Genomic DNA, 24,402 nt, shown 5'->3' with positions numbered 1-24,402 from the left:
ACTACACTCTTTTAACCTTACCGCCCATAACTACTTTTGGTTTATAGAAGGCTAGAACTATAGCATCTGCTCTATCGGGCGATTGCAATCCGCGTTTCTTCATTTCTTCTTTTCGCTCTAATGCAATCTTACCTCTACTTGTTATTCTGTATTTACGGCTAGAAAATTGAGAAATCATTTTTTCATCATTTGGAATCTCCATTGTAGGTTCTTCACCCTGTATAAATGCTTTCATATTCTCTTCAAGTAAATCTCTTACTACGGCCCAACCTTCTGCACCTGCATTATCATAATGCTCATCATCAAGCGGCTTCCCGTTATTCACAACCGGATATACTTTGAATGGTAATCGTTCAGATTTAATAACTTCTTTCAATCTGTCCGTAACACCACCACCAACACCACTATCATCGACTTTTATATCAACTCTTTTTAACTGCTTGTACTTTGCCATGTATTCCTTAGCTAATTTCAATACATGACCAGCAGTTTCCATAGTATCTTGTTTATAGTGGTTTAATAATTTAAAGACTTTATTTCCTATCCTTGGAGCAATTACAGTTTCATCATCACCAAATCGCGCAACGTCAACACCTAAGTCAAGTGTTTCACCAGTCGGCTCTACTTTACAAGATGCTGCTTGCTCTACAATCTCTAGTGGAATAAAAGCATCTGCTTCTGCTTTAGGAAATTCACCAAGTACACGTACACGCCAAACATCTGAACCCTCACCATATTTCTTTTTTAATACTTCTATATTGTCTTTACTGGTTCGAGGGCTATCTAAGCTAGAGACTTTATGTATTTTATATAAATCTCTGTCACGATTATGAGAATCATAAAAAACACCGCTTGTTCTTGTTGGGTTTCCGCATAAAAACAATTTATTTTCTGCGCCAGATAAAGTACCAAGTATAGCTTCCATAATAGGATCTGCTATACCAGAAGCTTCATCACATACAAATAACATATAATCTTCGTGGAAACCCTGCATATTCTCCGGCTTCGTTGCTGTTCTAGCAGTAGCAAACCAACGTTCTTCACTACCAATCATGTATACTCGTGTTTTAGTCCATTTAAGAAGATTTTTAACTGCACTACCTTCTAACCATTTAGCTATTTCGGCCCAAAGTACAGTAAATAACTGTTCCTTTGTAGGGGCTGTACAAATAACTTTTGGGTTCGGTCTACAGCAGAGGAACCAAATAACAACAACTGACTCAAGACCTGTTTTACCAACACCTTGACCAGAACGCACAGAAACCTTTGGACTTTGTGCTAAATCCATAAGAACTTTTCTTTGCCATTCATCCGGATAAAAACCAAGCATATCTTCAGCAAACGCAACTGGATCATCCCAATAAACATCGATTATCTCCATGAACTCACTAAAAGCAGTACTACTCATTAGCTTCAGCTTCCTTTTGTTTACGTCTGCGCTCCGCTATCTTCATAAGTGACTCTTTCCAGTCTTCTGTATTCTGGTTAGTTTCGCCATCAACTTTAATAGCAGCGATTTCTTTCTTGAGTTTCTCAACTCGTAGTTTTTGTTCTTCTGTATTAGCTAACCTATCGTATTTTTCAATAAGATTTACTAATGTTGACATTGCTTTCGATTGAGCATTTAAGAAACTAGCTTGCTTATCCCAGGCGAATTGAATTTCCCATTCTTCCTCGAATCCACTTTCGGTAAGTTTTTTCTTTCGCAGTTCCTTTGTCATGTCCTCTTTATCCCTAACAAACATGATACGTTGAGCATGAATGATTTGAGTGTACTGCAACATAATGCTATCCCAAATGATTGATAATGAATCATTGTTAACTGCTTCTTTTAATTCTTCTTTCAGATCATATATTTCTTGCGGTAAATACTTTCTATATAAACCATGAGTAGCAGCATTACCATTGCGCAATGGAGCAGAACCTCCGGGATTACCAACAGCATTTTTATTGCCCTTTTTAGCTCCCCCGCGATTGTTTACAGCATTCTTATTACCTTTGGGTGCCCCTGGTTTCTTTTTGGAGTACTCCGTATCTTTCTTCGGAGTACTAAGTTCATTTTTATGGAGTACTCCATTTAATTTGTCTATCCATCCATCTTTGGATTTCCATCCACCAACCGTTTTTTCGCTTACAGTTTTTTCGGATGTAGACAACAATTCAGCAATTTTACGATTCGTAATATCACCGTTATGTTCTTTAAATATTTCATACGCTTTGTTACGGTCTGGACTTCGTTGTCTGGCCATAATTACATAACACCTGCCCCCTTATCCAATTGTTTGCACTTCCTTCTCTAAACACTCAATGCATATATGAGCATTATCCGTATTTGCTTCACGGAGATATGTTTTATCAAAATGAGTAATAGTTAATGGCATTTTTAATGTCCACATGCAGAGTTCATTACAAACAGAGCATGTAGGAACGTCTATATTTTCTTCTTCCATTTACACCACCTCACGCTAATCGCTTTACAAAATAAAAAAAGTAGCAAATTCGCTACTTTAAAGTTCAATTAACAAACGTTGTACCTTATTATTAACTGTTGGATCATTATCAGCCACAACTTTATTCAACAATATCTGTGATTCCTCTATATTGTTAGTCCTCTTACAAAAATCGATAAATAAATTATGTACATTTTCTTTTATTTTAGGATTTATATAATCGCTTGTTAAATGTAAATGTGCTAACTCTGAACCAATCGGCTTATAAAACCCATTAATTTGATTATCACTCGTAATTGTATACGCAACTATATCGCCGCTTTGTATGCCGCCTACAACTACTTGACCAGCAAGCTTGTTATCTCTGATTTCTTGCAGTAACAATTGTTTAATTTCATTTGCAACAATTTCTAAATCATACGGGTCTTCTTTATACGTATATTTATTAACTATATTTCCAAAAATCCTTACTGCACCTGTAAATGTAACAAATTGATACTTTGATATTTTTTTGAATTTCTTATAATCCGACTTAAGTTCAGTAATTTTACCATCTTCTTGTTTACTAACCATGCCATCCGCCATCACTGATATGAAGTCATTTGTTAACACAACCGATATAAAACTCATAAAATCATCCTTTTTTATCCATCTTAGCACAAAAAGAATCTTATTTTTAAAATAGTAGTAGGAAATTTGTTCTATGCACGGGAAATGAATAGATATTCAAAATGACTACCGATAAGGTTACTTATGTAAACAAGGTTTTTGGGAAATATGCCGTCATATCAAAGTTTATGGCACTTCCGAGAACTTCAACTTACAACATTTTTTATACATCGTTGATTTTACGCTATTTTTAGCCTAAAACATCCACTTTCCCTTGCATAAACTTCATTTAGTTAACTATCTCTATTTTTATCGAAATTTACGTAACAAAATATATGATGTGTTACATTAGATAGTTTTTGAACCTTCTTTACAATATTTGGTTTGTGTTGAGTTTGTTTTGTTTGTAAATGGCCAACCTTTTTTTAGTTCTTACAGTAGCTGGTATCGAAATTGCTAGATTAGAGATTTCTCTTCAAGTAGCATTAGCTCTAAGAGTACTTGGAATACCGATTTCTAATTAATTAGCATATCAAAAAAAAGCACCTGAATGGATGCTCTGATATCAATTATTTATTTGTATTTCAATTACGGTAAATGAAGTTTTCTCCTTCTTCCAATCACCTAATATTGCTGCATCAATTTGTTTGTACATTATTAAGTAACTGGAAGAAGAGCAAAAGCCCTTCCCCGTTTATACAACGTGAATTGCAATTAAATGTGAAAACAAGAAATAACTGTTCATCCAATCTGCAACCTTCGCCACCGGTTATGACGATCCATTTTCAGTTATCAGGAATTTTATAAGTAATGTTTTCCGCCACTACTCACAATACAAATATATCACATTGATTCCAAAACAGCCGGCACATTTACTGCCAAAAAGCGGTCACGACTCTGCCACTTATTTTAATTCACTAATAACCTTTATTTTTCTAGACAACTTCACTGCAACAGTCATAAAGAATAGATTGAATTTTATTTAGGTATTATGCTTGATCTGATTGTAGAACATGTAATGGAGGCGGAATAATCCAACCTTTTTTCTTATTCAGACGAAGTAATATAGCTCCAGCTTGTGCTTTTTTCATATGAAATTGACCAAACATCATTCCTACATCTTCTCGAAGGGATTGTCCCATAGCTTGACTACATGCTACTAACCCAGCAGCAAGATCCATAGAAACTTTAGCTGCAATTTCCGCATCATTAATACGAGCACCAGGAGGAATCGTTTCAATAGATGCAACTGGTCTTTCTGGAGGTGCTGGTGGTAATGCAACACCATTCAATTTTAATATATTTTTTAATTCTTCAACTTCTGATTGGATATCATTCTCTACAAGGTTTTCTAAAAATTTCTTTAAATCCTCGTCTCCTGTGTGGTTAATAAGAACTTGATATCCAGCAATTGCACCTTGTGCCGCTGCAAGGTAACTCCAAATCCCAAAGACTTCTCCATAGTGCATTGGTTCATTTTGTGGATTTCCACTTAAAATACCCATAAAAATATTCCTCCTTAAAGAAATTAGACTTTTAGCAACAATACTTACTATAGAAAAAATTTTCCTAACCATGTTCTGGATTAAAGAAAATAAGTTCTTATAACTCATAAGGAACACCTTACCCAAATATAGTAATTACCTCTCATAGAATGTACAGTTACCAAAAATTTATTCTTATAAATAATAAATACATTTCAATTCAAATGGTTTTATATATTTTCAAACGAATATTGCCTAAAAAACTGGAGACATTACTGAATATGAAAGGAGGGGGAAAACTATGAAGAAAAAACTTTCATCTATTTTAGGTGCCCTATTACTAACTATTACGGTTTTTGGTACAAGCGTCCATGCTGAATACGATGGATATAATACGAATAGAGTTAACAATAATAATACTACAACTCGAGTTAATGACTATAACACGAATAAAGTTAATGACTATAACATGAATAGAGTTAATAATGATGTGAGAACTCGAAATGTAAATACGACAAATGATTTAAATGATAATCGTGATAAAAATAATAATTGGGCTTGGCTTGGTTTATTGGGACTAGTAGGATTATTCGGTCTTAGAAAAAAAGACAAAGATCCAGAAACACGTTAATGTAGAACATTGCATTTAATTTTAAAAGATATTTATTTATCAAAAGAATACAAAATGAATCGCCTTTAATAAGGCGATTTTTTATTTTTTAAAATCAATAAGAATCACAATAAACAGATGCAATTAATCGGAAACAATGAATTTCTCAACTTAATAGTAATAGAGCATTACATCCATTTGACGAACTACGCTTCTTTTTTATGCCGTTTCTTCACTTACCCATATCTTATATTTTGTGTAACTACGCCAAACGCTACAGCCCTTGATATTGATAGCTTCATAGCACTTTCTCTTTTGAGTTACACAACATAATAAAAATGAGTAACCGTATAGAATAGGGTAGCACCACATGGTCATCAAGTTAAAGGTTTAATGTACCAGAAATTAGGAAGATTTTATTCTGTTAGCTTGATAGTGATAGGATACACCAACATTTCGGAAGCTTTGTATGTTAGACGAATTTCACCCTAAAAAATTCGTATTCTTGTACGTGAAGTGCAGTGATATTTCATTCATATAATCCGTATTATCTGAAGTTAATAAAGTCCGTTACACTCTCTTCTTTAGGAACGTTTCCATAATATCCTTCTTGAACTTTTCATAATCAAACTGAAAAGCTACATTATGCGTTTTATAGCCTGGATTAGTAACAAAACGAAAGTCTGCAATGCTTTGACCAAATCCTTCCCCTTGATCAGGAATTACTTTAATGGGTACCCTTGAAAGGCTAACAGCCTCTTGATTCAGCAAATACCACACCGTTACAAAATCATGCATAGGACTTCCACTTATACCAGGATTCGACTTGGAGTAGAAATTATAATAATAATCTAACATAGGTTTGATGATGAGTCCTGCAAGATCCTGTGTATTCCGATGAAATGCATCGATTTGCTGGACCATTTCGGGTGTAACAATCGCATGTTGAGTCACATTTAAAGGAATAACCGTCAAGTTCTTTGCATGATGCAGAATTAAGTTTGCTGCATAAGGGTCTGAGTAAAAGTTAGCTTCAGCCACAGCAGTTACGTTACCTGGGTAGAAAAAAGCTCCCCCCATGCAAATGCATTCTCTTACGTTTCGCATTGTTTCTAAATTCAATACAAAAGTCGTAGCTAGCGAAGAAAGTCTTCCTAAATTGATAATTGTAAGATCTTCTAAATTTGATTCTATAATTTGATAAATATCATTTAAGGAATAAACTGGATATGGAATTTCAGGGGGAATAATAGGTCCTAATCCGACTTTTCCATGTACCTCAGGGAAATACTGAATCAATATACCTGTCAACGGTACAGAAGCACCAAGGAATACAGGTATCTCTTCTCTTCCCGCAATGTACTTCAAATAGTTAATATTCCTTATTACATTTTCTCTTGATACATTTCCATAATCGGCCACAATTCCTACAAGTTGAATGTCTTTACGAAAAAAGGTGTACAGTATAGCAAACGCATCATCAATCCCTAAATCTGTAAACAGGAGAACCTTTTTTTGCATATCTCTTCCTCCAAAATTTATAGAATTCTACTTTCACCAATGATGTAGTGATTAGACTACGCTTGTATATATATTTTTTATGTATTCTTAAAGAGTGGATTCTATTCACTTGAAATAGCTTTTCTCATCTAAATTTGATTTTATGTTCAAGCGTAAGTTACTGTTCTTAAGTCGATAAGCATATGTTGCTATCCTCGAACAAAAAAGCAATGATTAGATTTTTAAACCTAGTCATTGCTTTATCCATTGCATCTTGGTTTACTCCTATATATCTTAACGTTACTCGTTCACTTGAATGATTGAATATCTCCATCAGCAAAGCTATGTTCTTTGTCTGCATGTACATATGATATCCAAATGTCTTACGTAATGTATGTGTCCCAATCTCTTCTAAACCAAACTTTGCTGCTGTGGTACTAAGTATTTTATATGCCATGCTTCTTCCTATTGGTCGATTCTTTCCTTGTCTGCTCTTAATTAAATACTCATAGTCTTCCATATCTTCAATGTACCACTTTAACTCTCTTCTTAATGCTGCAGTAATTTGAATACGTTTCTGCTTACCTGTCTTCATTTCACGCATTGAAATGTGACTACCCTTTAAATCTCCAACCTTCAGTTTTAAAATGTCACTAATACGTAGACCTGTATTAATTCCCATTACAAACAAAATATAATTGCGTTCATTCTTTTCTTTTAGATATTCTTTAATTTGTTGTATTTGCTCTGGATCACGTATTGGTTGAACAAAATTCATTATTCATTATCTCCCCTTCCTTCAGTCTCATAAACTTCTAATCTAAGTGCAAAAGCTAAATTATAAAACGCCCTGGACTTCCAACGGCGATATGTACGTTCAGCCATTCCAATTTCGTTATAAACCATATAATCACATACGGCTTCTTCGTCTAAATAACGCTTATTTATAATATCTCTCTGAATCTTTCCTGCACAACTATTACCTAAGCGACTTAAAAACTGATTAATACGGAATGACATTAACTCCAACCACTCTTCATGCTCACTTTGTTGTATATTTGCAATTGCCACATCCTCCAAAGGCTTTCCAACAGCATGTGTTGGACCATGTTCTCTAACTTCATAAGAAGGAGTGACTTTCATTTCCTTACGAATCACTCCGAACTGTCTATATATACGTACACTTTCAAGAACACCCTCTAACTTCTCTTGTGTTGCTGCTCTATCGATTTTTGGTAAGAAAGATAATTGTTTAGTCATGTAAGACCACTCCTTTTTATTTTTTATTACTTTTGTCTTAACGCTCCACGTCTACGTTCATAGCAAGGTCTATGTATCCCCATTAAATCTTCAATTTCACGAGTACTAAATTTCTCTTTTCCTTTTTTCTTTTTCTTTTTCTTTTTCGATTGGTTCGATTGCTTTTCCCATTCACGCAATTGATCTCTTAACACCTTCATTTTCCCATCTCCCTTTTCAAAATAAAAAGGACACCTATTCCTAAAACAGCTTAAATTGCTGCCTTAATGAATTGGTGTCCTCTAGTTTTCTAGCCGGACTATATTTATTTCATGATACTTATCTGTATAAAAAGATTCCTCCAAGCTTTATCTATTCTGTCTTTCTCATATTTTTGTATAGCCTTTGTACGACGAGCAATTGCTTTTTTTAGTTTCTTTTTCTTTAAATTATTCAACCCTCTCACTCCTTCTTATGAAACAGTATTGTCCATTTTTTGGCCTTTTCATTAATTTAATACCTTATTACATTCTAAAAACTTCTCAAATGTGAATTGTACCTATATAATTTCAAAAGGATTATTTTGTTTAAATTTATACTACATCTTATAAACAAATACGAATTATACTTTTTTACTAGTATACAAGCCGTATCTTTTAAAAGAATCACAACATAGAATACAATACAGGACAAGACTTTCAAAAAAATTGTCTAAGTTTATTCTCAAAAAGAGGTGAACATAAATGCCTATCGTAAAGCCTTTTATAGCTGGAAGACGATTTGTAAGTACAGCAGCTACAGGGACTGTCGCTGGAGCAGATTTAACTTTTGCTAACACAGACTTCACCGATGATACTGGTGCTGTAACAACCTTCCCTGCTTCTTATGCTTTTTTAACGCTTTATATTAATGGTGTCATTCAAACAGGTGATACTATTACTGGTGTGACTACTACAGCTGCTACTATTGTAGGAGGTGCCGTCCTAGATGGAGGTACTCCTATCGCAATTGAATTTACAATAACGTAAATTTAGTTGTCTTTTTAGGGGTTTCATTAAAAGAAACCCCTAATTTTAAAAAAACTGATATTAATTTTAGTAGCAACTACATAACACAGTGCATATACTAGTTTTGAATGATAGGAATTTATACTCACTCTCGAAAAGAGCACCCATAGATAGTGCTCTTTTTTAGCTTCCTCTTTTCTACAAAATGAAATTTTTATATACATAAATACCGGACTAAATGCCTAAAATAATTAAAAATTTAGGCGGTATTCAATGAAAACAGTACTCACGACCCTTAAATATTTATTAATTACACTTGGAATTTCTTGCTTAATTATTTTAGGTTACATATGGTATTTTCCACATTAATTTAAAATGCCTAACGTTCTTTCTGGTGCGTAATACCCAAACATAACGCCCCATGCATCTTTTTCAATACCAAGCCTAATTTTCAGCATTCTTTTTCTCCATCCCGATCCCAATTACAACATTACCTAACATATTCGCTAAATTATGAGCTTCTTCCATGTTTGATGTATGGAACCTAATTACTCTACCGTCAGGAAAATTCATTGAAGCTCCTTGAGATTTTTCTGATCCGAACGTGCTGCAATAAACTCCTGTTTTACACCACAAACACTTATTTTTGTCTATGTGACATGTACATGCACTACTCATTTCTTTTTTCCTCCCCTGAATAAAACTCAATATTCCGTCAATACTGTAGACAACCCATTAAGTTACTTTCTCCTTGTTCCCCCTTGGAGGACCAAGCAGTTAGCTTTTGCTAGCTGCTTTTTTATGTTAGTGACGAATCAATTAGTAATGTTGTATTTTTACTTGAATGAAAATCACAAGCTGCTTCAAAATATTCCTTACCACCATGTTTTATAGCCGATGTGATATATTTACCAAAAGCTATATTCTTTTTAACTTCTTCCGCTCTTCCCTCTGCCATACCACCTGCAATCGTATTACCTGCAACTTCAGTTTGATAAATTTCATACGCCTTTTTCTCGCTTTCTGCTGCAACCATAGCCCAATATTCATGCTTATTAAACTCGAAGTATTTCATATTCATTCCTCCTCGAATAAATTTCTAAACCTTGTCCATACTATAAATGCACTTGAGTTCTGAACTTCCTTCTTAATGCTTTTCTGGAGAGCAGTTAGCTTTTGCTAGCTGCTCTTTTGTTTCGTTCCTCCTCCTGTTTCTTAAAGGCATCTTTACTCCTTTTTGAATAAAATTAATAATTCAGCATATAATATCTATGCATCTAGATCATGACCTTTGTGTCGAGCAGTTAGACTGGGCTAACTGCTCTTTTATTTGTGACAAAATGAAATTTTTATTAGATTATTTTTGCATAACATTTTCAACTCTGTTCATACTATAGTTGTAATTCGCAATTACAACAGCAACATTTGCTAAGGCACCGTTTTCTTACCAGGACAGCTAGCTAATCATGCTAGCTGTTTTATTGTATAAAATGAAGTTTTTGTTTAGTTTTCTAACAACTCAGGGTTTTCGAAAACATTACCAAGTACTTTCATATCATTACTTCTCTCTTTATTAGCAAACATAAAGACCAAATATAATGGGAACTTGCTAGATTTAACACCTATTGGTTTGGCCATAAAAGCGCAATTATTAAAAATAACCTCGTATCATTTAATAACTTGTCCCTCATGTTCATTATCAAAATAGTTTTCTTCGAATATGTCACCTTCATAAATATCTGTATCATCCTTGTCTTTTAGGCCTGTTTGTTGAACAATTTTCGCATCAATCTCATAAGCATAACCATTTAACGTGAAGAACAATCCATCTTTGCTACTATACTGCGGAGTAGCTCGTTCCTCTTCTGATCCGATTTCTAAGAACTTCTTTTGTTTCTTGTCCCATACACGTAATTTAGTTGTCTTCATATCCATTCCCCTTTTCTATTAAAATAGCGTTTTTGTTCAAATACTTCACCCTATGAAAAAAATCAAATATGATATTATGTACTCTTTTACATTAAGAGTCTTGGTCAGAAGAGCACTTATATATGGTGCTCTTTTTTTGTATGGAATGTGAAATAGAGGCTTGCTCTTAAAACCTTTCATGTGATTTTTATAGTTTTCTTCCTTACACCCTTATGTCTGCTTGCTCATAAGTTGTTAAAGTATAAATATAAATCGGCTAGTTAGTTTATAATGGAGGTGTAAAAATGAGTAAATTTAAAAAGAAATGTCACATCCTATTTCCATGTGCCTTTCCGTTGCCTCAAATCGGGTCTACTGGATTAACCGGTGCTACTGGGCCTTCGGGACCTACTGGAGCTACCGGACCTTCAGGTGGACCTTCGGGACCTACCGGGCCTACCGGACCTACTGGAATTCAAGGTATCCAAGGTATTCAAGGTAACCTGGGACCTACTGGGCCTCAAGGTATTTCTGGACCTCAAGGGATTCCTGGGATTTCTGGATCTATTGGTCCAACTGGACCTACTGGAATTCAAGGTATCCAAGGCATCCAAGGCATTCCTGGCATTCAAGGTCCTATTGGACCGACTGGAATCACGGGGGGCACTGGAATTCAAGGGATTCAAGGCATTCAAGGGATTCAGGGAATTCAAGGGATTCCTGGCCCGACCGGCCCTCAAGGGATTCCTGGCATTCCTGGTTCTGTAGGTCCAACTGGACCTTCTGGAGCTGTTGGACCTACCGGCCCTTCCGGGGGACCACCAGGACCAACGGGCCCGACTGGACCTTCCGGGGGGCCACCAGGACCAGCCGGAGTGACTGGCCCCACTGGACCAACTGGGTCACCAGGACCAACCGGACTTCAAGGTATCCAAGGCATTCCTGGCCCCACTGGACCTCAAGGAAGTCAAGGGATTCAGGGGATTCAAGGTAATCCGGGGCCTATTGGTCCTATTGGACCCACTGGAATAACTGGGGCGACTGGAATTCAGGGTATCCAAGGTATTCAAGGTAATCCAGGACTTATTGGACCTATCGGCCCGACTGGTCCAACTGGGCTTCAAGGTATCCAAGGCATTCCTGGGCCTACCGGTCTTACAGTATCTGGATTATCTCAATACGCTTATATTTTCAATACAGCAGCTCAAGTTGTTGCCTTAGAAGCACCTATTCTTTTTAATTCGAATGGTTTAATGACACCTGGTTTTACTCATACTCCTGGAACTTCTCAGATTATGGTTATTAATGCAGGAGATTATAAGATTTCTTTTTCTGTATCAGGAGTTGAACCTAATCAATTTACGCTCTTTTTAAATGGTGCTCCAGTTACCAACTCAGTTTATGGATCAGGTGCAGGAACTCAGCATAACAATGGGCAAACAATCCTCTCTTTAGCCGCAGGTGATGTTCTTACCCTCCACAATCATACTTCAGCTGCTGCGGTCACTTTGCAAACTTTGGCAGGTGGAACACAAACAAATGTAAATGCTTCAATTGTAATTGAAAAGTTAGGTTAATTTAATCATTTGTTTCTTGAAACTCTGACAGTAAATAACCTGGGTGGATTCTTTTTTCAACAAGCAGTTAGCCTTTGCTAGCTGCTCTTTTAATTAAAATAACGATTTTATTAACTTGTTACTTTTATTTTTCCTGGAAAAATAATAAAGTTTGTTTGTATTTTTTATTACTGCCCATTTCCTCTTATTCTGCATTCCTATAAATAGACAACAGCATAGGATAAACAGTAAATGATAAAATCATGAGAGGAGCTTGGATATGCAATATAATCCACGTTATTATCAATGTCAAAGCTCAATGGATAGCATCTGGAATAACAATAATTGGATTTACGGTTGGAATCCTTATTATTACAGTTACAACAATAATGCTTGGGACCACAACCGGAATCCTTGTTGTGAAAATGTTAGATTAACAGATTATGGAGCTAGACCATTTGTATTGAATATTAATCAAGCCACCAAACAAAACAATACTTACCGAACCGCTATCTGGACAGGAAAAAACTTACAAGTAACTTTAATGAGTATTAATGTTGGTGATGACATAGGTTTAGAAGTACACCCTACAACCGATCAATTCATACGTATTGAAGAGGGTCAAGGACTCGTTCAAATGGGTGATAACAAAGATAAATTAGATTTTCAAGAAATGGTCTATGATGACTATGCAATTATGATACCTGCTGGAAAATGGCATAATGTAATTAATATGGGGAATAAACCACTTAAAATTTACTCTATATATGCACCGCCAGAACATCCCTATGGTACAGTTCATGAAACAAAAGCGATTGCCATGTCTACTGAAGCAAATCGGTATTACTAATGAGAAAATATCTTAGTCTTAAACAAAATTATTGCTTAAATACTTCAAAACCATAAAAAATTTAAAATAACTCTTAGTCATAGAGCCACTTAAAAACCACTCTTTAATTTTTGAATAAAGATTTTATCTATATCTATTCACTAATCTCATACTCTGACATACAATAATAGTGCCTTTCTATATAATGTGAGTTCGTCACTGTCGTTATAATGAGGTATAAGGAGCGCTCACGATTAGCGCTCTTTTTAGATTTTATTTACTTTTGCTAGCTACCCTTCCCTTGTATAAATGCACCTTTTTTACATACCATATTAAAATCCAAATAATCCTCTTTTAGGACGGTACTAATATGAACAAGACATTAAAATACATTTTAATCTTCTTTTGTGCATTGTTTTATATTGTAATTATGGGCTGTATTGTCTATCTAAACTTTGTTTAAGAGTATTTTATTTCCAAGCAAGAAATCTAAGATCAAACATAAACATTTATAATTAGTAGGCATAAGGAGCGCACTACAAGGCGCTCTTTAGCTTTAAAATAAGAATTTTGTTAAAAAATTAATAAATTCTCCAGCATGGTGCACTCTATACCTAAAAGGACTAATTATGAAAATTCTAAAATACATTACCCTTACATTTGGCTGGATTATATATGCTGCATTTTTGTATGCAATATTCTTTTTATGATCATTCTCCCTATCCATAATTTTCAAATTTATATAGTACATAAACTTCCATCTTCCCAAAATAACTATTTTGTTTCAAAATTGCACCACCATTAAAAACATACATACAATATGATGTGAATCTTTTTTTCAATATACATCTTGGTCATCAAGCGCTTTTAAAAGCGCTCTTTTTATTTAAATAAGGATTTTGTTTAATTTCCATTAACCTTTTTGATCCTTTTGAATACATTATTATTGCAAGGAATTCCATAGAGTACTCTCGTCCAGTCACCTCGAATTTCTTGCATACCTTGTGTAAATAACCCGTTATAACTAGCGGGTTATTTTATTTTTGATTACAAGATAACTATTTTATGAAGCTTTTAAATATCCGATTTCCCGTGCATATTCACGCATCTTTTCCATTCCTTCTTCTGACCAACCCCAATGAGTACAGTACAATCCTCCATAACCATTTCTACCGTTCGAATTGTCATTACCAAATATAAAGTCCGTGAAATCTCTGATTAATCCCCACATTGTTCCGCCACCAGAGAAATTATGTTCCTGTTTCTTGTTCATGTAAGAACTTCTTGTCATACGCATCGGAACATTCGTGCCATGATCAATGAACCATAGATTTCTACCATCATGCTTAAAATGTGCTGTTCTATCCTTGTAACGAAAGAACTCCCTCTCATAATCTGCAAGATACTTAATAAGTGAATTCACGATTTCAATGCGTTTTTGTTTGTCCATCTCCCATTCTCCTTTACGAATAATCCTTTTTATATTACACATACTACCTGCAAGCCGACTTCCCACCGGCTTCACTCTTTCAAATCGGAGCTCTCTCCTCCGTATCTTTTCAGGACATGGCAGGTAACTTAATCGGTTGCCTGCCGTTTTTGCGTATAATCGTAAATATTCTTGTCTATAATGTTTAGAGAAAACGTCTTATGCCATTTGGAGCAACCTCCAGCACATGATATTTGTACAGCCGTTCCTATAAAGGGGACGGTCTTATTTCATGTTCGTATTCTCTTTTTCGATTAAAATAACGCTTTTGTTCGTTTCAAACTAATTTACTATTATTTGAATAATCGTAAACATTTACTCAATGTTTTTTCTGAATACTCATGATATTATTTATGTGCTGGTGTTCACCATCCCAAGAACTCAGTAATTTCATCCACAGGCTCCACTCTCATCCTTTTGAGAGTGGAGCCCTTATTTATAAGGGTTATCCTCAATATTTATTTTTATAAAATTCAAATTCGATTATAATAACTGTGTTTTTCGTTCTTCCATACGAATTACTTTTCCACTTTGATATACAAATGATTGTTCACCAAATCCACCTTGGGGTGGTTCTATTAGTTGGACCTGACCATTTTTAACAACATATATTCCGTTTATTTTCAAATCTATTTCAGCTTTCATTTCTACAAGATTTTCTTTAATAATTCCCATTAAGACCACTCCCGTATGTTATGATTATTTTGTCGAAGCAAGTCGGGAGCAATCTCGACTTTTTTATTTTGTTATAGATATTCCACAACATTATCGGGAATAAATGATTGTTCTAACGATAAATAAAGTCGTATTGAAATCGGTTCTTTATTATCTCTCGCAGACTTGCAAAGTTCCTCCGCTTCTTCCCAATCGAACTGCTTATCTTCCACTCGCTTAAATCTCCAAATTCCAATTGTATATTCCTCAAATAATTCATACTGATCATTTGGCGCTGTTGTTGGTTTTAATTCATCTGTAGCTCTTACTTGCTTTGGTACTTGAACAACTACATCCGTAAAACGAACTTTAGAATTTAATCGATGAATGTGTGCTTTCTTAGTATCGAATGCTACTACAGGCTCAACATCAAATATTGTTAACTGCTTTGGCATTACAATCCTCCTAAGCCTCTTTTTTATATTTAGCTAATACTTGTTCTAAACGTTTCCGTTCAGCTTCTAAATCCATTTCATCGTGCTTTACAGGCTGAGATTGCACTTCTGTATCTTGTGTATGTAACCAATCAGGGACGATTTCTTTTCTAGTATTACTTCTCCCACCACGAGACTGATATTTCTTACGGAATTGAGTTTGTGCAGCTTCAACATCAGTAATACTCTTATACCCCTTAGCATGCCAATCTCTTAAAATACCTTGTACATAAGACATATTAGGTGCATTCTTTTCTAAAGCTATTTTCATTGCTTTGATAACAAGCTGTGCATTCAAATCTTCAATCCACGCATTAATCCCTTCAGCCACAAATGGTTTAAGAACTCCAAAGTTTTGCTCATAAAATGCTATTGGATTTTCTTCTGCAACTTTTTTATCACTTGAGCAGCTTGCTGCTTCTTCTTTTGTTTTTGTTTCTTCTTTTTCTTTTGTTTCTGTTTTTGTTTCTTCTTTTTCCTTCATAGGGTCTTCGAAGCCCCTTATAAGCCACTCAAAACGAGCTTGGAAGTATTCCTTAATACGGGGAATTTTAAAATCTTGCTGCTGTTCTAAATCTAAACATGTCTCATAAAAATCAATTAAAAAATCTTCACACTTAATATTCTGGATTTCTTTTAACACACACTTTTCAATATTCAAATTTGTAATAGCATTGAATTTAAGCCAATTAAGCAACATAATTTCTTTCGTCTTTTTGTTGTAATAAATTTTCCCATAATCAGCAAACCGCTCTAGCAGCTTCTCAACCGTTTCACGGTTATACCCTGTATCCATTTCTATCACTCGTAATGGCAGCTCATAGATACCACTCTGAGAAGTTTTGCTATTAGTCATTAAGTATAAGTAGAAGTATTTTTCCTCCGGTGTAAGATCTAAAACGAAAGCATCTTGCCAATATGAAACTTGAACAGGTCTATAAACTGCCATATTATTCATCCTCCATTGTTTTACTTGATTTGCTTTGATATACTTAATCCAATTCTATTTTTAGAAAGACTCTCTATAAGAGTCTAAAATCTATCACTCTGCCAAGTGATAGATTTTTTATTTTCTTCGACTAACTAATGATGCATTAACCCCCTGCCCTTGAAGGCTTTTCACAACTACACGATAACTCTTTGATACATCGTGATCCTCTTTTTCATTACGAAGGCTCTTGAATTCTTTTGCGCATCTATTTAATTCCTTCTCCCAATGGTTTACTTCCTCTAATGAACCAGCATTGAACATGTTATGTATACATGTCACCATGCAGTTATGTAATTCATTTGCAAAAGCAAAATCACCTGGTAGAACTAAGTCGAACAGACGATTACATTCTGATTTCATGACTTATTCCTCATTTCTAGTAATTTGATACTGTACGCATCGTTATGAACAGAAAGAAGAAGCAGAATCTATTAAAAAATGGGGGCTCAGCCTTTCTGATCATAACGACAAGCACAATTGCTTGTCGCATTAAATTGTAGTATGCTATAATTCATATGTTAATTTTCTTGGCTATCGCGGGCTATGCGGTAGTCTTTTCTTTTTTATTTTTGTTTTTCAAAACGAACGCTGCTTCTATAATTCGAATTCTTATCTCCATCAACTTCTTCTCTTGCTTTAGTTTTTTTGCTTTCCTATAGTCTCCACAAACTGATGCAATTCGAATATCACCATATAAATTTGCTTCCTTACGAATTAGCGTTTTATATTGATTTAAAGTTGGACTTGCATAATCAATTGTCATAACTTAAACCTCCACAATAAAATAATTAAATTAAGCTTTTATATACTTCCTAGCTCGTAATGATACTTTCCAGTACTTAAAGACTTCTTTCATCGAAATACCATATTGATCACATAGGACCGCTACGAGGCTCATCATCGAACCTGTAGCATCCAAGATTTCATGCATTACCTTTTTCAAATCTTCTTTCTCACTTTCGGACCAAGTTTGTGAAGGCTTAAACCAACATACCGTATCGAGTTGTTTCAAAGCTTCATTTATTTCTTGATTGACCATGTACCTCATGCTTGTAGGATGAAGATCTATATTCTCTCCATTAAAGAATGGGACACTTACATGACCTGTTGCTTCATTCCACATTTTAAAAAATAACTGTGGATCATCAATTCCTTCTGTAATGCATTTTCGTAAATCTTCTGGTAAGCGTCGTTGTTCAGTTTCATATTTTGCTAGTGACTCACGACTCACTGGGATTTCTAAGGAGAGTTGCTCTTGGGTGATTCCCTTTCGTTTGCGTGCCATAGCAACTTCTTTTCCTATGGACATCGTTTACTTCCCCCATTCGTACCTAAAGCAATATTTATTTGTGACAACTTACTATGGTAATTTATTATTAGACGGATTCTTTAAATGGATTGTAATACTCTGTATTGTTTTCTACCCATTCAGTGTGGTTTTCCATCCACTTAAAAAAAAGATGTGTAGGAATAAGAACTCCTGCTTCGCGACATACTGGAAAATCAGAACGGTTTAATAACTCAGATGCTTTAGTACGTTTAATATGTAATAGTTCCATTAATTCTGTAATAGTTAAAAATGGTGGTAATTCTTTCATTGGTTGAAGATGCTCAGTTGCTTTTTGCACTTCTTCACGGATGATTTGACGGAATGATTCAATGTCGAAATTGATCATAGCTCTCTCCTTATTTTGCTATTTTAGCAAATTTTATTTTAAAAAAAGATCCTCTATATTGCAATCTAATACTTTTGCTATGAATGGCAAATGATTTGCCTTAAACATATACTTTCCTTTTTCGTATTTCATATACGTAGAAGCATTCTTAAAACCAAGCACTTCTGCTAGATCTAACAACGTAATCTGTAGTTCCAAACGTCTATTTTGAATAAAATCCAAATTTAACTTCTCCAAACTCCCATCTCCTTTTTTGCTAAAATAGCAAATGTATACCTATATAATATTTTGCTATTATAGCAAAGTCAAGCTTTTTTTGCTATTTCAACAAATCGCTTTTTCCATTTTGGAAAAAATGATAAAATACCTTTAGATAATCTTAAATTTGACATAATAATGTTTTTAGGAAGTTGGTGAAAAAATGTCAGAATCCACAATTGGCTATCGAATAAAGCAATTACGTGAAAAAAGAAAATGGTCACAAATAGAATTCGCAAAAAAAATGGGGATTAATAACAGTGTGCTATCCAGAATTGAAAGTGGAAAAAGACCTATTGAGGACTCCTTAATTAGCAAAGCCGCTGACATTTTTAACGTTTCTTCTGACTATCTTCTAGGAAGAGAAAGTGATTCTAATAATAGATTATTTGTGGAAAATCTTTTTGAAGATCAAAACTTAGGTCTCTGGTTTAAAGATATTAAAGACGCCTCTCCAGAGAAACAAGAAGAACTTAAACAATTTTGGGAATTTATCAAACAAAAAGAAAACAAACGTTAATTATATGAATAAGCAAAAAAACTCAATAAGTGTAGTTATTTTTGTTTATTCATTTCCTTTTTAAATTATTAAATAAGAATATAACACTTTATAGTTATATGTACTAATCTGATAGGACAAGTATTACACCTCTAATATTACCCTCATTTTATCTGCTAATTACCTGAATTCAAGCGTATGTCTAATATATATAAAACTCTAAATGATTTAAAATTTTGAATATACCTAAAGCTACTCCTACTTTCTGTATAATTATATTCTTATTGAGGAATTATTACTGTTCGCATAACGGATACTTCCTCTCACATATAGCCAGTTCCTTAAGTTGTTAATAGATAGTGGATTATAATTATATCGATACCCTATCTTATAAGTTTGCCTTCCAATTTTTACTTTTCCATTATAAAATAAGAACGAATGTTCTTATTTTATTTGAATGGAGTGTAAATTTTGTTTCAATCGCAACCCTATTACAATACACAACTTGAAGACTATATCCAGCACTTGTACCAATCCTTATCTATTTTTGTTCCCGAGCAAATTGATATGATGGAGATTGCGAAAAAGCTAAACATTTTGCTGTACTTTGCTCCGTTTGGAAGTCATGCAATGGAAAGAAATCAAATAGCTAACTTAGTTCTTGATAATCGTATCTCTCAGCAAGAACAATGGGAGGATTTTGGCCATGAGACCTGTCACATCCTATTTCATACTGGTAATCAATTATTAATGCATCAAATGTTTCTGGAGTACCAAGAAGCAAAGGCTAAAAACTTCGCACAACAATTTTGTGTACCTACTTTTATGTTACGAAAGCTTCCTCCCCTACAGTTAAAAGCATATATAATCTCTGAAAAATTCAATGTAACAACACAATTTGCTGAAAAAAGGCTTTTACGTTATAAAAATCAATTATTAGCAAGTAAATTACAGAATCAAATATCACAATACTGTAACTTTCAAAAATAACGATACAGGAGGTATTGAATATGAAAGGAAGTTTCCGTAAACGTGGAAATGCGTGGTCTTTTACGATAGATATCGGTATAGATCCCACCACAGGAAAACGACAGCAAAAAAGTAAAAGTGGATTTAGAACAAAAAAAGAAGCCCAAAATGCTGCTGCAACAATGATTACAGAGATAGAGAAAGGAATATATTTTGATGACAAACAATTAACTGTTTTAGATGTATGGGAAAAGTTAAAGCCTCTTCGTAAAGCTGAATTAAAAATTACATCTTATGAGAAAGACATGAGCTTAGTAAAGCTCTATATCCTTCCCCCATTTAGTTATAAAAAAATTAAAAGTATTAAACCTGTAATGATTCAAAGCTACTATGCTGAACTTAAAGAAAAAGGCCTGTCAAATGGTACAATCAGCAATATCCATCGCTGCTTAAGATGCATATTCAAACATGCAGTAGAATGGGAAATCATACATGATAATATAATGAATAAAGTAAAAAAACCACGTGAAGAGCAAGGTGAAATGAAAACTTGGTCTAGCGAAGAATGTAATCGATTCCTCCAGTATCTAAAAGAAAAAAATATTAAGTACCATATGTTCTTCTTACTTGCAATCTATACAGGTATGAGACGCGGAGAATTACTTGCACTAACATGGAAAGATATTGACTTTGATAATAAACGCATTGTGGTTAATAAATCGCTGGTAAAAACAGAAAAAGGATTATTTAAAGCTGCTACAAAAACTAAGTCTTCAAATAGAAGTATTAGTATCTCTTCTTTTGTTATAGAAAAGTTACAATCCTACTACTCCTATAAAAAGAAAGAATTTTTCCGCTGGGGTATACACTTAAATGAAAAAGCTTTTATTTTCACCGGCAATACGATGCATTTGCCCTTACATATAGATGCTCCTCATCGCTTTTTGAATGATCACTACAAAAAAGCTGGTGTTCCTCGGATTCGTATACACGACTTACGACATACTCATGCTACACTTATGCTTCAGGCTGGGGAACACCCTAAAATCGTACAAGATCGCTTAGGACATTCATCTATTCAAATGACTTTAGACAAGTATAGTCACATCACGCAGAACATGCAGCAACAAGCAGCGGAAAACTTTGAGAGCATAATCAAATCTAATGAAAACACCTGATAAAAAATGAAAAGATTTAATGTGAGCAAAATGTGAGCATCGAAGGAAATCACCACTTAAAAACCTTGATATAATAAGGTTTTTCATACTATATCGTAGAATCTTGGGAGAAGAATGAGCAGTTTTAGAATTGTTCATTTTATATTATATAAAACTACAAAAGTGTCACAAGTGCCTGTCATACAAGCATTTGCGACACTTTTTATTAACTACACTAATGCTTATTACTAAAAATTCAACTTTAAAATATAAATAAAAAAGAAAAGGACGATTTCTATCGCACTTTTCAAATCACATCCTATAAAGGCACTCTATTAGGATCTTCTCTTTCTAGGACCTACAATTAATTTAATTGCTGTTCTTTCTTGATTATTGATAGAAATCTCTTGAAATGCTGGAACAAAAGCCAAATCAACACCACTTGGAGCAACAAATCCTCTTGCAATCGCAATTGCTTTAATTGCTTGATTTAAAGAACCTGCCCCAATTACTTGGATTTCCACATTGCCATTTGCTCTTAGTACACCTGCTATTGCACCTGCAACTGAATTTGGACTTGATTTTGAAGATACCTTTAATATATTTTCCATGTAAGTTGCTCCCTCTATTATTTAATAGCTCTTTCGTTACAGTTTTAAATATTTCAACGTATCTTTAACTATTATTCACACCAAAAGCAAACAATGCTTCCTATGTAAATGAATTCGATACCTTTCGTCTTCTTCCTGCCCAACTGCACAAATAAAAAGTAACGAATAAAGACTCTAATATACAAACGTTTAAATAGGAGCAATTCGCTAAACGACAACATTATCGCACCAAAAAATAACAATGCTACTTTTTCAGGTGCAATTCGTATAATAAGCGTTTCATCAATAATTCAATTTATTTAGAACTTCAGTTCATTTTTCTACCAAATTATTAATTTTTTCGTCTTCAAAAATCGTTATACATATTATTCTAATAAACTATATTTCACCATTTGAGTGCTTTATATTCCAAATCTACCACCTTATACAGGATAGGCATACATGCCAATAGTAGTTCATTTACATATACTACTATATATCTTACATTTATTAATCATCAGGAGGTAATATATTGGGTTCATACTATCGTTCTTCAAACTCGTATAAAAGATGTTCCTGCCACGATTCACATAAACCATCAAAGCCAGCTTACGGTACTTTCTGGAAAACTGAGTTTATAACTGTTCCTTTTGGTGGTTCTTTCCCATTATAGAACGTAAACCCCTATTTCATTATTCTGTTAACCTAATAAACATAAAAAATTGCCGTCCCCTTCTAACACAAGGTTTCGGCAATTTTCATATCAAAATCTATTCACTCTTACTTCTCCACATAAACCGACTTAACAATCGTACGATTATAAGGTTTTCCTTCTTTATTTATCCCTTTTATATCCATCGTAACGTTATATACCCCTGGTTGCTTTATGTCCTTCAAAGCACCTGTAAATGTATTTGTATTAACATTTTGTAATTCATTAAATTCAGAGACTAGCTTCCCTTCTTTATTAACAACTCTTACTGTTATGGAAAGATTTCCTTTCATTTCAGGTGCCGCAGGTGATTTTTTCAGTTTATACTCTGATTTGTTAATTTTGACTTTTGTTGGCATTTGAAGAACGAATGGCGCGCCACTTTTGTGATCGCTTACAATTAAGTATGCATCTTTCGACTGCTTCGCCATCATTTTAACTCTCCATTCTCCTACGTCCATTTTGTCAAATTTAAATGTACTAATTGTTGCCCCATTAAAGAAAGATTCACCTTCACCAGTAGTTATCGTACTATCTTTATTTGTATACACTTTTCCTTTTGGAGATATTAGTTGTATTTCTACATCAGAAGCAGCTGTTAATACAGAAACCATTCCTTCTGCCTTTTTATCAACCGCCACAGCTTGCTCTATCCACTGACTTTGTGGCAATTCTCCCCCTAAAATATTTTGATTAGAAGTTGTATTTAATTGCTCTATATTTTCTTCTGAACTATTACTTGGTGCTACTAAAGGTGGCACGCCTACATTTGCAGTACGTAAATATGGTTCAATTCGTGCGAAAACAGCTGATCCTTTTCGTATATTGTCATGATCAAATTTGGAATCTGTAAATAAATGTGTGCCATATGGTAGCTTAGCACTCCATTCATTTACTAATCCATCATTCGAGCCGTACGATGACAAATATAATCCGCCCATAGATAACGCAGAAAATACTGGTCCCCAGCTAGTCCCAGTAGCCGTATAGTAACGGTTTAATTTAACTGCTGGATTATTATCTATCGTTGAACGAAATTTTGCCATTTCCCCTATCTGTAACGCGTACGTACCATCATCTTTTTGACCTAATATAGAAGCAAGCCAACCTGCCCACCAACTATATGATAAATCCGCTAAATTTGAGCCGTGATGTGGTGTCGCAAGTGTAATAACATTCCCAACAAATCGATTCGCACCATATCCAACTAATGCCGCTTGTGTATCTATACCACCTTTACTATGCGCTACAATAGTAACCTTTTTACCGAAATGATTATATATTTCTTCCAGTTTTTGTGCTAACAATTTTCCGTTGTCCCACTGACTAGCCGATCCTTTCCCTGCCGCATCATATAATTGAATAAATACCGTTTGATATCCCGCTTTCAAAGCATAGTCATACATATCATTTATATCGTGATATACAGTCTTTCCATACCAACTATCCGCATTACCATTTCTGCCTTGTACAAAGAGAATTGGAGGCTTATTCTCATCATAATTAGTTGGTTTTTGTCCTAAAAACCAATCGCCAGGTGTAAATACTTCTGTATCAGGAAACCCCTTTCCAAGCTCTTTTACAACTTCTGCCCTTACATTTGTGCTAATCGATGGAGCCATGATAAAAAATATAATTAGTAAGGCAACACATCTTCTCATTAATCGCATGTTACTCCCCCCACTTTTTTTTGAAAGAAGGTGCTCTTTGTAATAATTTAT

The 24,402-nt window shown here is 34.4% G+C and carries 31 protein-coding genes and 2 pseudogenes; 9 read left to right on the top strand and 24 right to left on the bottom strand.

Annotated features, from left to right (window positions below; all coding sequences use genetic code 11):
• Position 1: 1 nt before the first annotated feature.
• Genes BTOYO_RS23930 through BTOYO_RS23915 form a run of 4 tightly spaced genes read right to left on the bottom strand, consistent with a single transcriptional unit; the run spans position 2 to position 3,080 of the window.
• Positions 2-1,408, bottom strand: a complete 1,407-nt coding sequence (locus tag BTOYO_RS23930; RefSeq protein WP_000099353.1) for a DEAD/DEAH box helicase family protein — start codon at positions 1,406-1,408, stop codon at positions 2-4.
• Complete coding sequence (gene terS, locus BTOYO_RS23925) at positions 1,401-2,249, bottom strand: phage terminase small subunit (RefSeq protein ID WP_000113796.1); 849 nt, start codon at positions 2,247-2,249, stop codon at positions 1,401-1,403. The genes BTOYO_RS23930 and terS overlap by 8 nt, the downstream gene beginning before the upstream one ends.
• A 21-nt stretch (positions 2,250-2,270) precedes the next feature.
• The gene (locus BTOYO_RS23920; protein WP_000390756.1) at positions 2,271-2,450 is read right to left on the bottom strand and encodes a hypothetical protein; all 180 of its coding nucleotides are present in this window, start codon (positions 2,448-2,450) and stop codon (positions 2,271-2,273) included.
• Positions 2,451-2,507: 57 nt separating this feature from the next.
• The gene (locus BTOYO_RS23915; protein ID WP_000008456.1) at positions 2,508-3,080 is read right to left on the bottom strand and encodes a hypothetical protein; all 573 of its coding nucleotides are present in this window, start codon (positions 3,078-3,080) and stop codon (positions 2,508-2,510) included.
• A gap of 358 nt (positions 3,081-3,438) precedes the next feature.
• On the opposite strand from BTOYO_RS23915, the pseudogene BTOYO_RS27070 reads away from it, so the two are divergent.
• Positions 3,439-3,583 (top strand): annotated as a pseudogene (locus BTOYO_RS27070) (DUF3956 family protein).
• Positions 3,584-4,048: 465 nt separating this feature from the next.
• Here the strand turns inward: BTOYO_RS27070 and BTOYO_RS23910 are convergent.
• Positions 4,049-4,564 (bottom strand): DUF3231 family protein, encoded by a 516-nt coding sequence (locus tag BTOYO_RS23910; protein ID WP_000512143.1) that lies wholly within the window; start codon positions 4,562-4,564, stop codon positions 4,049-4,051.
• Positions 4,565-4,844: 280 nt separating this feature from the next.
• Here BTOYO_RS23910 and BTOYO_RS23905 point away from each other — a divergent pair, with 280 nt between their 5' ends.
• Positions 4,845-5,174, top strand: coding sequence for a WGxxGxxG family protein (locus BTOYO_RS23905; protein WP_000728143.1), 330 nt, complete (start codon positions 4,845-4,847; stop codon positions 5,172-5,174).
• A 549-nt stretch (positions 5,175-5,723) separates the two neighbouring features.
• Here the strand turns inward: BTOYO_RS23905 and BTOYO_RS23900 are convergent.
• The 5 genes from BTOYO_RS23900 to BTOYO_RS27525 form a co-directional block, all read right to left on the bottom strand.
• Positions 5,724-6,674, bottom strand: a complete 951-nt coding sequence (locus BTOYO_RS23900) for a nucleoside hydrolase (RefSeq protein WP_001170290.1) — start codon at positions 6,672-6,674, stop codon at positions 5,724-5,726.
• A gap of 166 nt (positions 6,675-6,840) precedes the next feature.
• Complete coding sequence (locus tag BTOYO_RS23895; protein WP_001012132.1) at positions 6,841-7,431, bottom strand: site-specific integrase; 591 nt, start codon at positions 7,429-7,431, stop codon at positions 6,841-6,843.
• Positions 7,431-7,913 (bottom strand): ArpU family phage packaging/lysis transcriptional regulator, encoded by a 483-nt coding sequence (locus BTOYO_RS23890; RefSeq protein ID WP_000166152.1) that lies wholly within the window; start codon positions 7,911-7,913, stop codon positions 7,431-7,433. The genes BTOYO_RS23895 and BTOYO_RS23890 overlap by 1 nt, the downstream gene beginning before the upstream one ends.
• Before the next feature lie 26 nt (positions 7,914-7,939).
• Positions 7,940-8,113: a hypothetical protein gene (locus tag BTOYO_RS27830; protein WP_000866512.1), complete on the bottom strand. Its 174-nt coding sequence runs from the start codon at positions 8,111-8,113 to the stop codon at positions 7,940-7,942.
• Positions 8,114-8,217: 104 nt separating this feature from the next.
• Positions 8,218-8,349, bottom strand: coding sequence for a DUF3983 domain-containing protein (locus BTOYO_RS27525; RefSeq protein WP_001061237.1), 132 nt, complete (start codon positions 8,347-8,349; stop codon positions 8,218-8,220).
• 286 nt (positions 8,350-8,635) lie between these two features.
• Here BTOYO_RS27525 and BTOYO_RS23880 point away from each other — a divergent pair, with 286 nt between their 5' ends.
• Complete coding sequence (locus BTOYO_RS23880; RefSeq protein ID WP_001123250.1) at positions 8,636-8,920, top strand: DUF4183 domain-containing protein; 285 nt, start codon at positions 8,636-8,638, stop codon at positions 8,918-8,920.
• A 423-nt stretch (positions 8,921-9,343) separates the two neighbouring features.
• Here the strand turns inward: BTOYO_RS23880 and BTOYO_RS23875 are convergent, their stop codons facing one another.
• The 3 genes from BTOYO_RS23875 to BTOYO_RS28290 all read right to left on the bottom strand — a co-directional run bounded on the left by BTOYO_RS23875 (position 9,344) and on the right by BTOYO_RS28290 (position 10,828).
• Positions 9,344-9,577, bottom strand: a complete 234-nt coding sequence (locus tag BTOYO_RS23875; protein WP_000092777.1) for a hypothetical protein — start codon at positions 9,575-9,577, stop codon at positions 9,344-9,346.
• A 121-nt stretch (positions 9,578-9,698) separates the two neighbouring features.
• Positions 9,699-9,974 (bottom strand): hypothetical protein, encoded by a 276-nt coding sequence (locus BTOYO_RS23870; protein ID WP_000873133.1) that lies wholly within the window; start codon positions 9,972-9,974, stop codon positions 9,699-9,701.
• Between the two features lie 593 nt (positions 9,975-10,567).
• The gene (locus tag BTOYO_RS28290; RefSeq protein WP_000858918.1) at positions 10,568-10,828 is read right to left on the bottom strand and encodes a YopX family protein; all 261 of its coding nucleotides are present in this window, start codon (positions 10,826-10,828) and stop codon (positions 10,568-10,570) included.
• Between the two features lie 284 nt (positions 10,829-11,112).
• On the opposite strand from BTOYO_RS28290, the gene BTOYO_RS23860 reads away from it, so the two are divergent.
• Positions 11,113-12,384, top strand: coding sequence for a BclA C-terminal domain-containing protein (locus tag BTOYO_RS23860; protein ID WP_023441240.1), 1,272 nt, complete (start codon positions 11,113-11,115; stop codon positions 12,382-12,384).
• A 259-nt stretch (positions 12,385-12,643) separates the two neighbouring features.
• Positions 12,644-13,213, top strand: a complete 570-nt coding sequence (locus BTOYO_RS23855; protein WP_001199851.1) for a cupin domain-containing protein — start codon at positions 12,644-12,646, stop codon at positions 13,211-13,213.
• Between the two features lie 1,042 nt (positions 13,214-14,255).
• On the opposite strand, the gene BTOYO_RS23845 is transcribed toward BTOYO_RS23855, so the two are convergent.
• The 9 genes from BTOYO_RS23845 to BTOYO_RS23805 form a co-directional block, all read right to left on the bottom strand.
• Positions 14,256-14,642, bottom strand: coding sequence for a hypothetical protein (locus BTOYO_RS23845; protein WP_000360785.1), 387 nt, complete (start codon positions 14,640-14,642; stop codon positions 14,256-14,258).
• A 522-nt stretch (positions 14,643-15,164) separates the two neighbouring features.
• Positions 15,165-15,356, bottom strand: coding sequence for a DUF3954 domain-containing protein (locus tag BTOYO_RS23840; protein ID WP_000511363.1), 192 nt, complete (start codon positions 15,354-15,356; stop codon positions 15,165-15,167).
• 71 nt (positions 15,357-15,427) lie between these two features.
• A complete protein-coding gene (locus tag BTOYO_RS23835; protein WP_001125994.1) occupies positions 15,428-15,790 on the bottom strand; it encodes a hypothetical protein in 363 nt (120 codons plus the stop codon).
• 10 nt (positions 15,791-15,800) lie between these two features.
• On the bottom strand, positions 15,801-16,778 hold the full coding sequence (locus BTOYO_RS23830) for a DnaD domain-containing protein (RefSeq protein WP_000312160.1): 978 nt from the start codon (positions 16,776-16,778) through the stop codon (positions 15,801-15,803).
• A gap of 117 nt (positions 16,779-16,895) precedes the next feature.
• Positions 16,896-17,180, bottom strand: a complete 285-nt coding sequence (locus tag BTOYO_RS23825) for a hypothetical protein (RefSeq protein ID WP_000834161.1) — start codon at positions 17,178-17,180, stop codon at positions 16,896-16,898.
• 181 nt (positions 17,181-17,361) lie between these two features.
• Entirely contained in the window at positions 17,362-17,583 is a 222-nt protein-coding gene (locus BTOYO_RS23820) for a hypothetical protein (protein ID WP_000151155.1), read from the bottom strand.
• Between the two features lie 30 nt (positions 17,584-17,613).
• Positions 17,614-18,129, bottom strand: coding sequence for a helix-turn-helix domain-containing protein (locus BTOYO_RS23815; protein WP_000022024.1), 516 nt, complete (start codon positions 18,127-18,129; stop codon positions 17,614-17,616).
• A gap of 67 nt (positions 18,130-18,196) precedes the next feature.
• Positions 18,197-18,496, bottom strand: a complete 300-nt coding sequence (locus tag BTOYO_RS23810) for a MerR family transcriptional regulator (RefSeq protein WP_000606752.1) — start codon at positions 18,494-18,496, stop codon at positions 18,197-18,199.
• Positions 18,497-18,529: 33 nt separating this feature from the next.
• Complete coding sequence (locus BTOYO_RS23805) at positions 18,530-18,733, bottom strand: helix-turn-helix domain-containing protein (protein WP_000413421.1); 204 nt, start codon at positions 18,731-18,733, stop codon at positions 18,530-18,532.
• Positions 18,734-18,917: 184 nt separating this feature from the next.
• Here BTOYO_RS23805 and BTOYO_RS23800 point away from each other — a divergent pair, with 184 nt between their 5' ends.
• The 3 genes from BTOYO_RS23800 to BTOYO_RS23790 all read left to right on the top strand — a co-directional run bounded on the left by BTOYO_RS23800 (position 18,918) and on the right by BTOYO_RS23790 (position 21,400).
• On the top strand, positions 18,918-19,274 hold the full coding sequence (locus BTOYO_RS23800) for a helix-turn-helix domain-containing protein (RefSeq protein WP_000004574.1): 357 nt from the start codon (positions 18,918-18,920) through the stop codon (positions 19,272-19,274).
• Between the two features lie 450 nt (positions 19,275-19,724).
• Positions 19,725-20,243 carry an ImmA/IrrE family metallo-endopeptidase gene (locus tag BTOYO_RS23795; protein ID WP_000487833.1) on the top strand — a complete coding sequence of 173 codons (519 nt, stop codon included), beginning with the start codon at positions 19,725-19,727 and terminating at the stop codon, positions 20,241-20,243.
• Positions 20,244-20,263: 20 nt separating this feature from the next.
• Positions 20,264-21,400 carry a site-specific integrase gene (locus tag BTOYO_RS23790; protein ID WP_000678738.1) on the top strand — a complete coding sequence of 379 codons (1,137 nt, stop codon included), beginning with the start codon at positions 20,264-20,266 and terminating at the stop codon, positions 21,398-21,400.
• A gap of 314 nt (positions 21,401-21,714) precedes the next feature.
• On the opposite strand, the gene BTOYO_RS23785 is transcribed toward BTOYO_RS23790, so the two are convergent.
• Positions 21,715-21,990 carry a stage V sporulation protein S gene (locus BTOYO_RS23785; protein ID WP_000427795.1) on the bottom strand — a complete coding sequence of 92 codons (276 nt, stop codon included), beginning with the start codon at positions 21,988-21,990 and terminating at the stop codon, positions 21,715-21,717.
• A gap of 511 nt (positions 21,991-22,501) precedes the next feature.
• Here BTOYO_RS23785 and BTOYO_RS28375 point away from each other — a divergent pair.
• A pseudogene (locus BTOYO_RS28375) lies at positions 22,502-22,636 on the top strand (preprotein translocase); the annotation flags it as partial.
• 113 nt (positions 22,637-22,749) lie between these two features.
• Here BTOYO_RS28375 and BTOYO_RS23780 read toward each other — a convergent pair.
• On the bottom strand, positions 22,750-24,351 hold the full coding sequence (locus BTOYO_RS23780) for an esterase/lipase family protein (RefSeq protein WP_001238674.1): 1,602 nt from the start codon (positions 24,349-24,351) through the stop codon (positions 22,750-22,752).
• Between the last annotated feature and the right edge of the window lie 51 nt (positions 24,352-24,402).

The sequence above is a fragment of the Bacillus toyonensis BCT-7112 genome, from assembly GCF_000496285.1.
Taxonomy (GTDB): domain Bacteria; phylum Bacillota; class Bacilli; order Bacillales; family Bacillaceae_G; genus Bacillus_A; species Bacillus_A toyonensis.
This window is presented reverse-complemented; position numbering and strand designations above follow the sequence as displayed.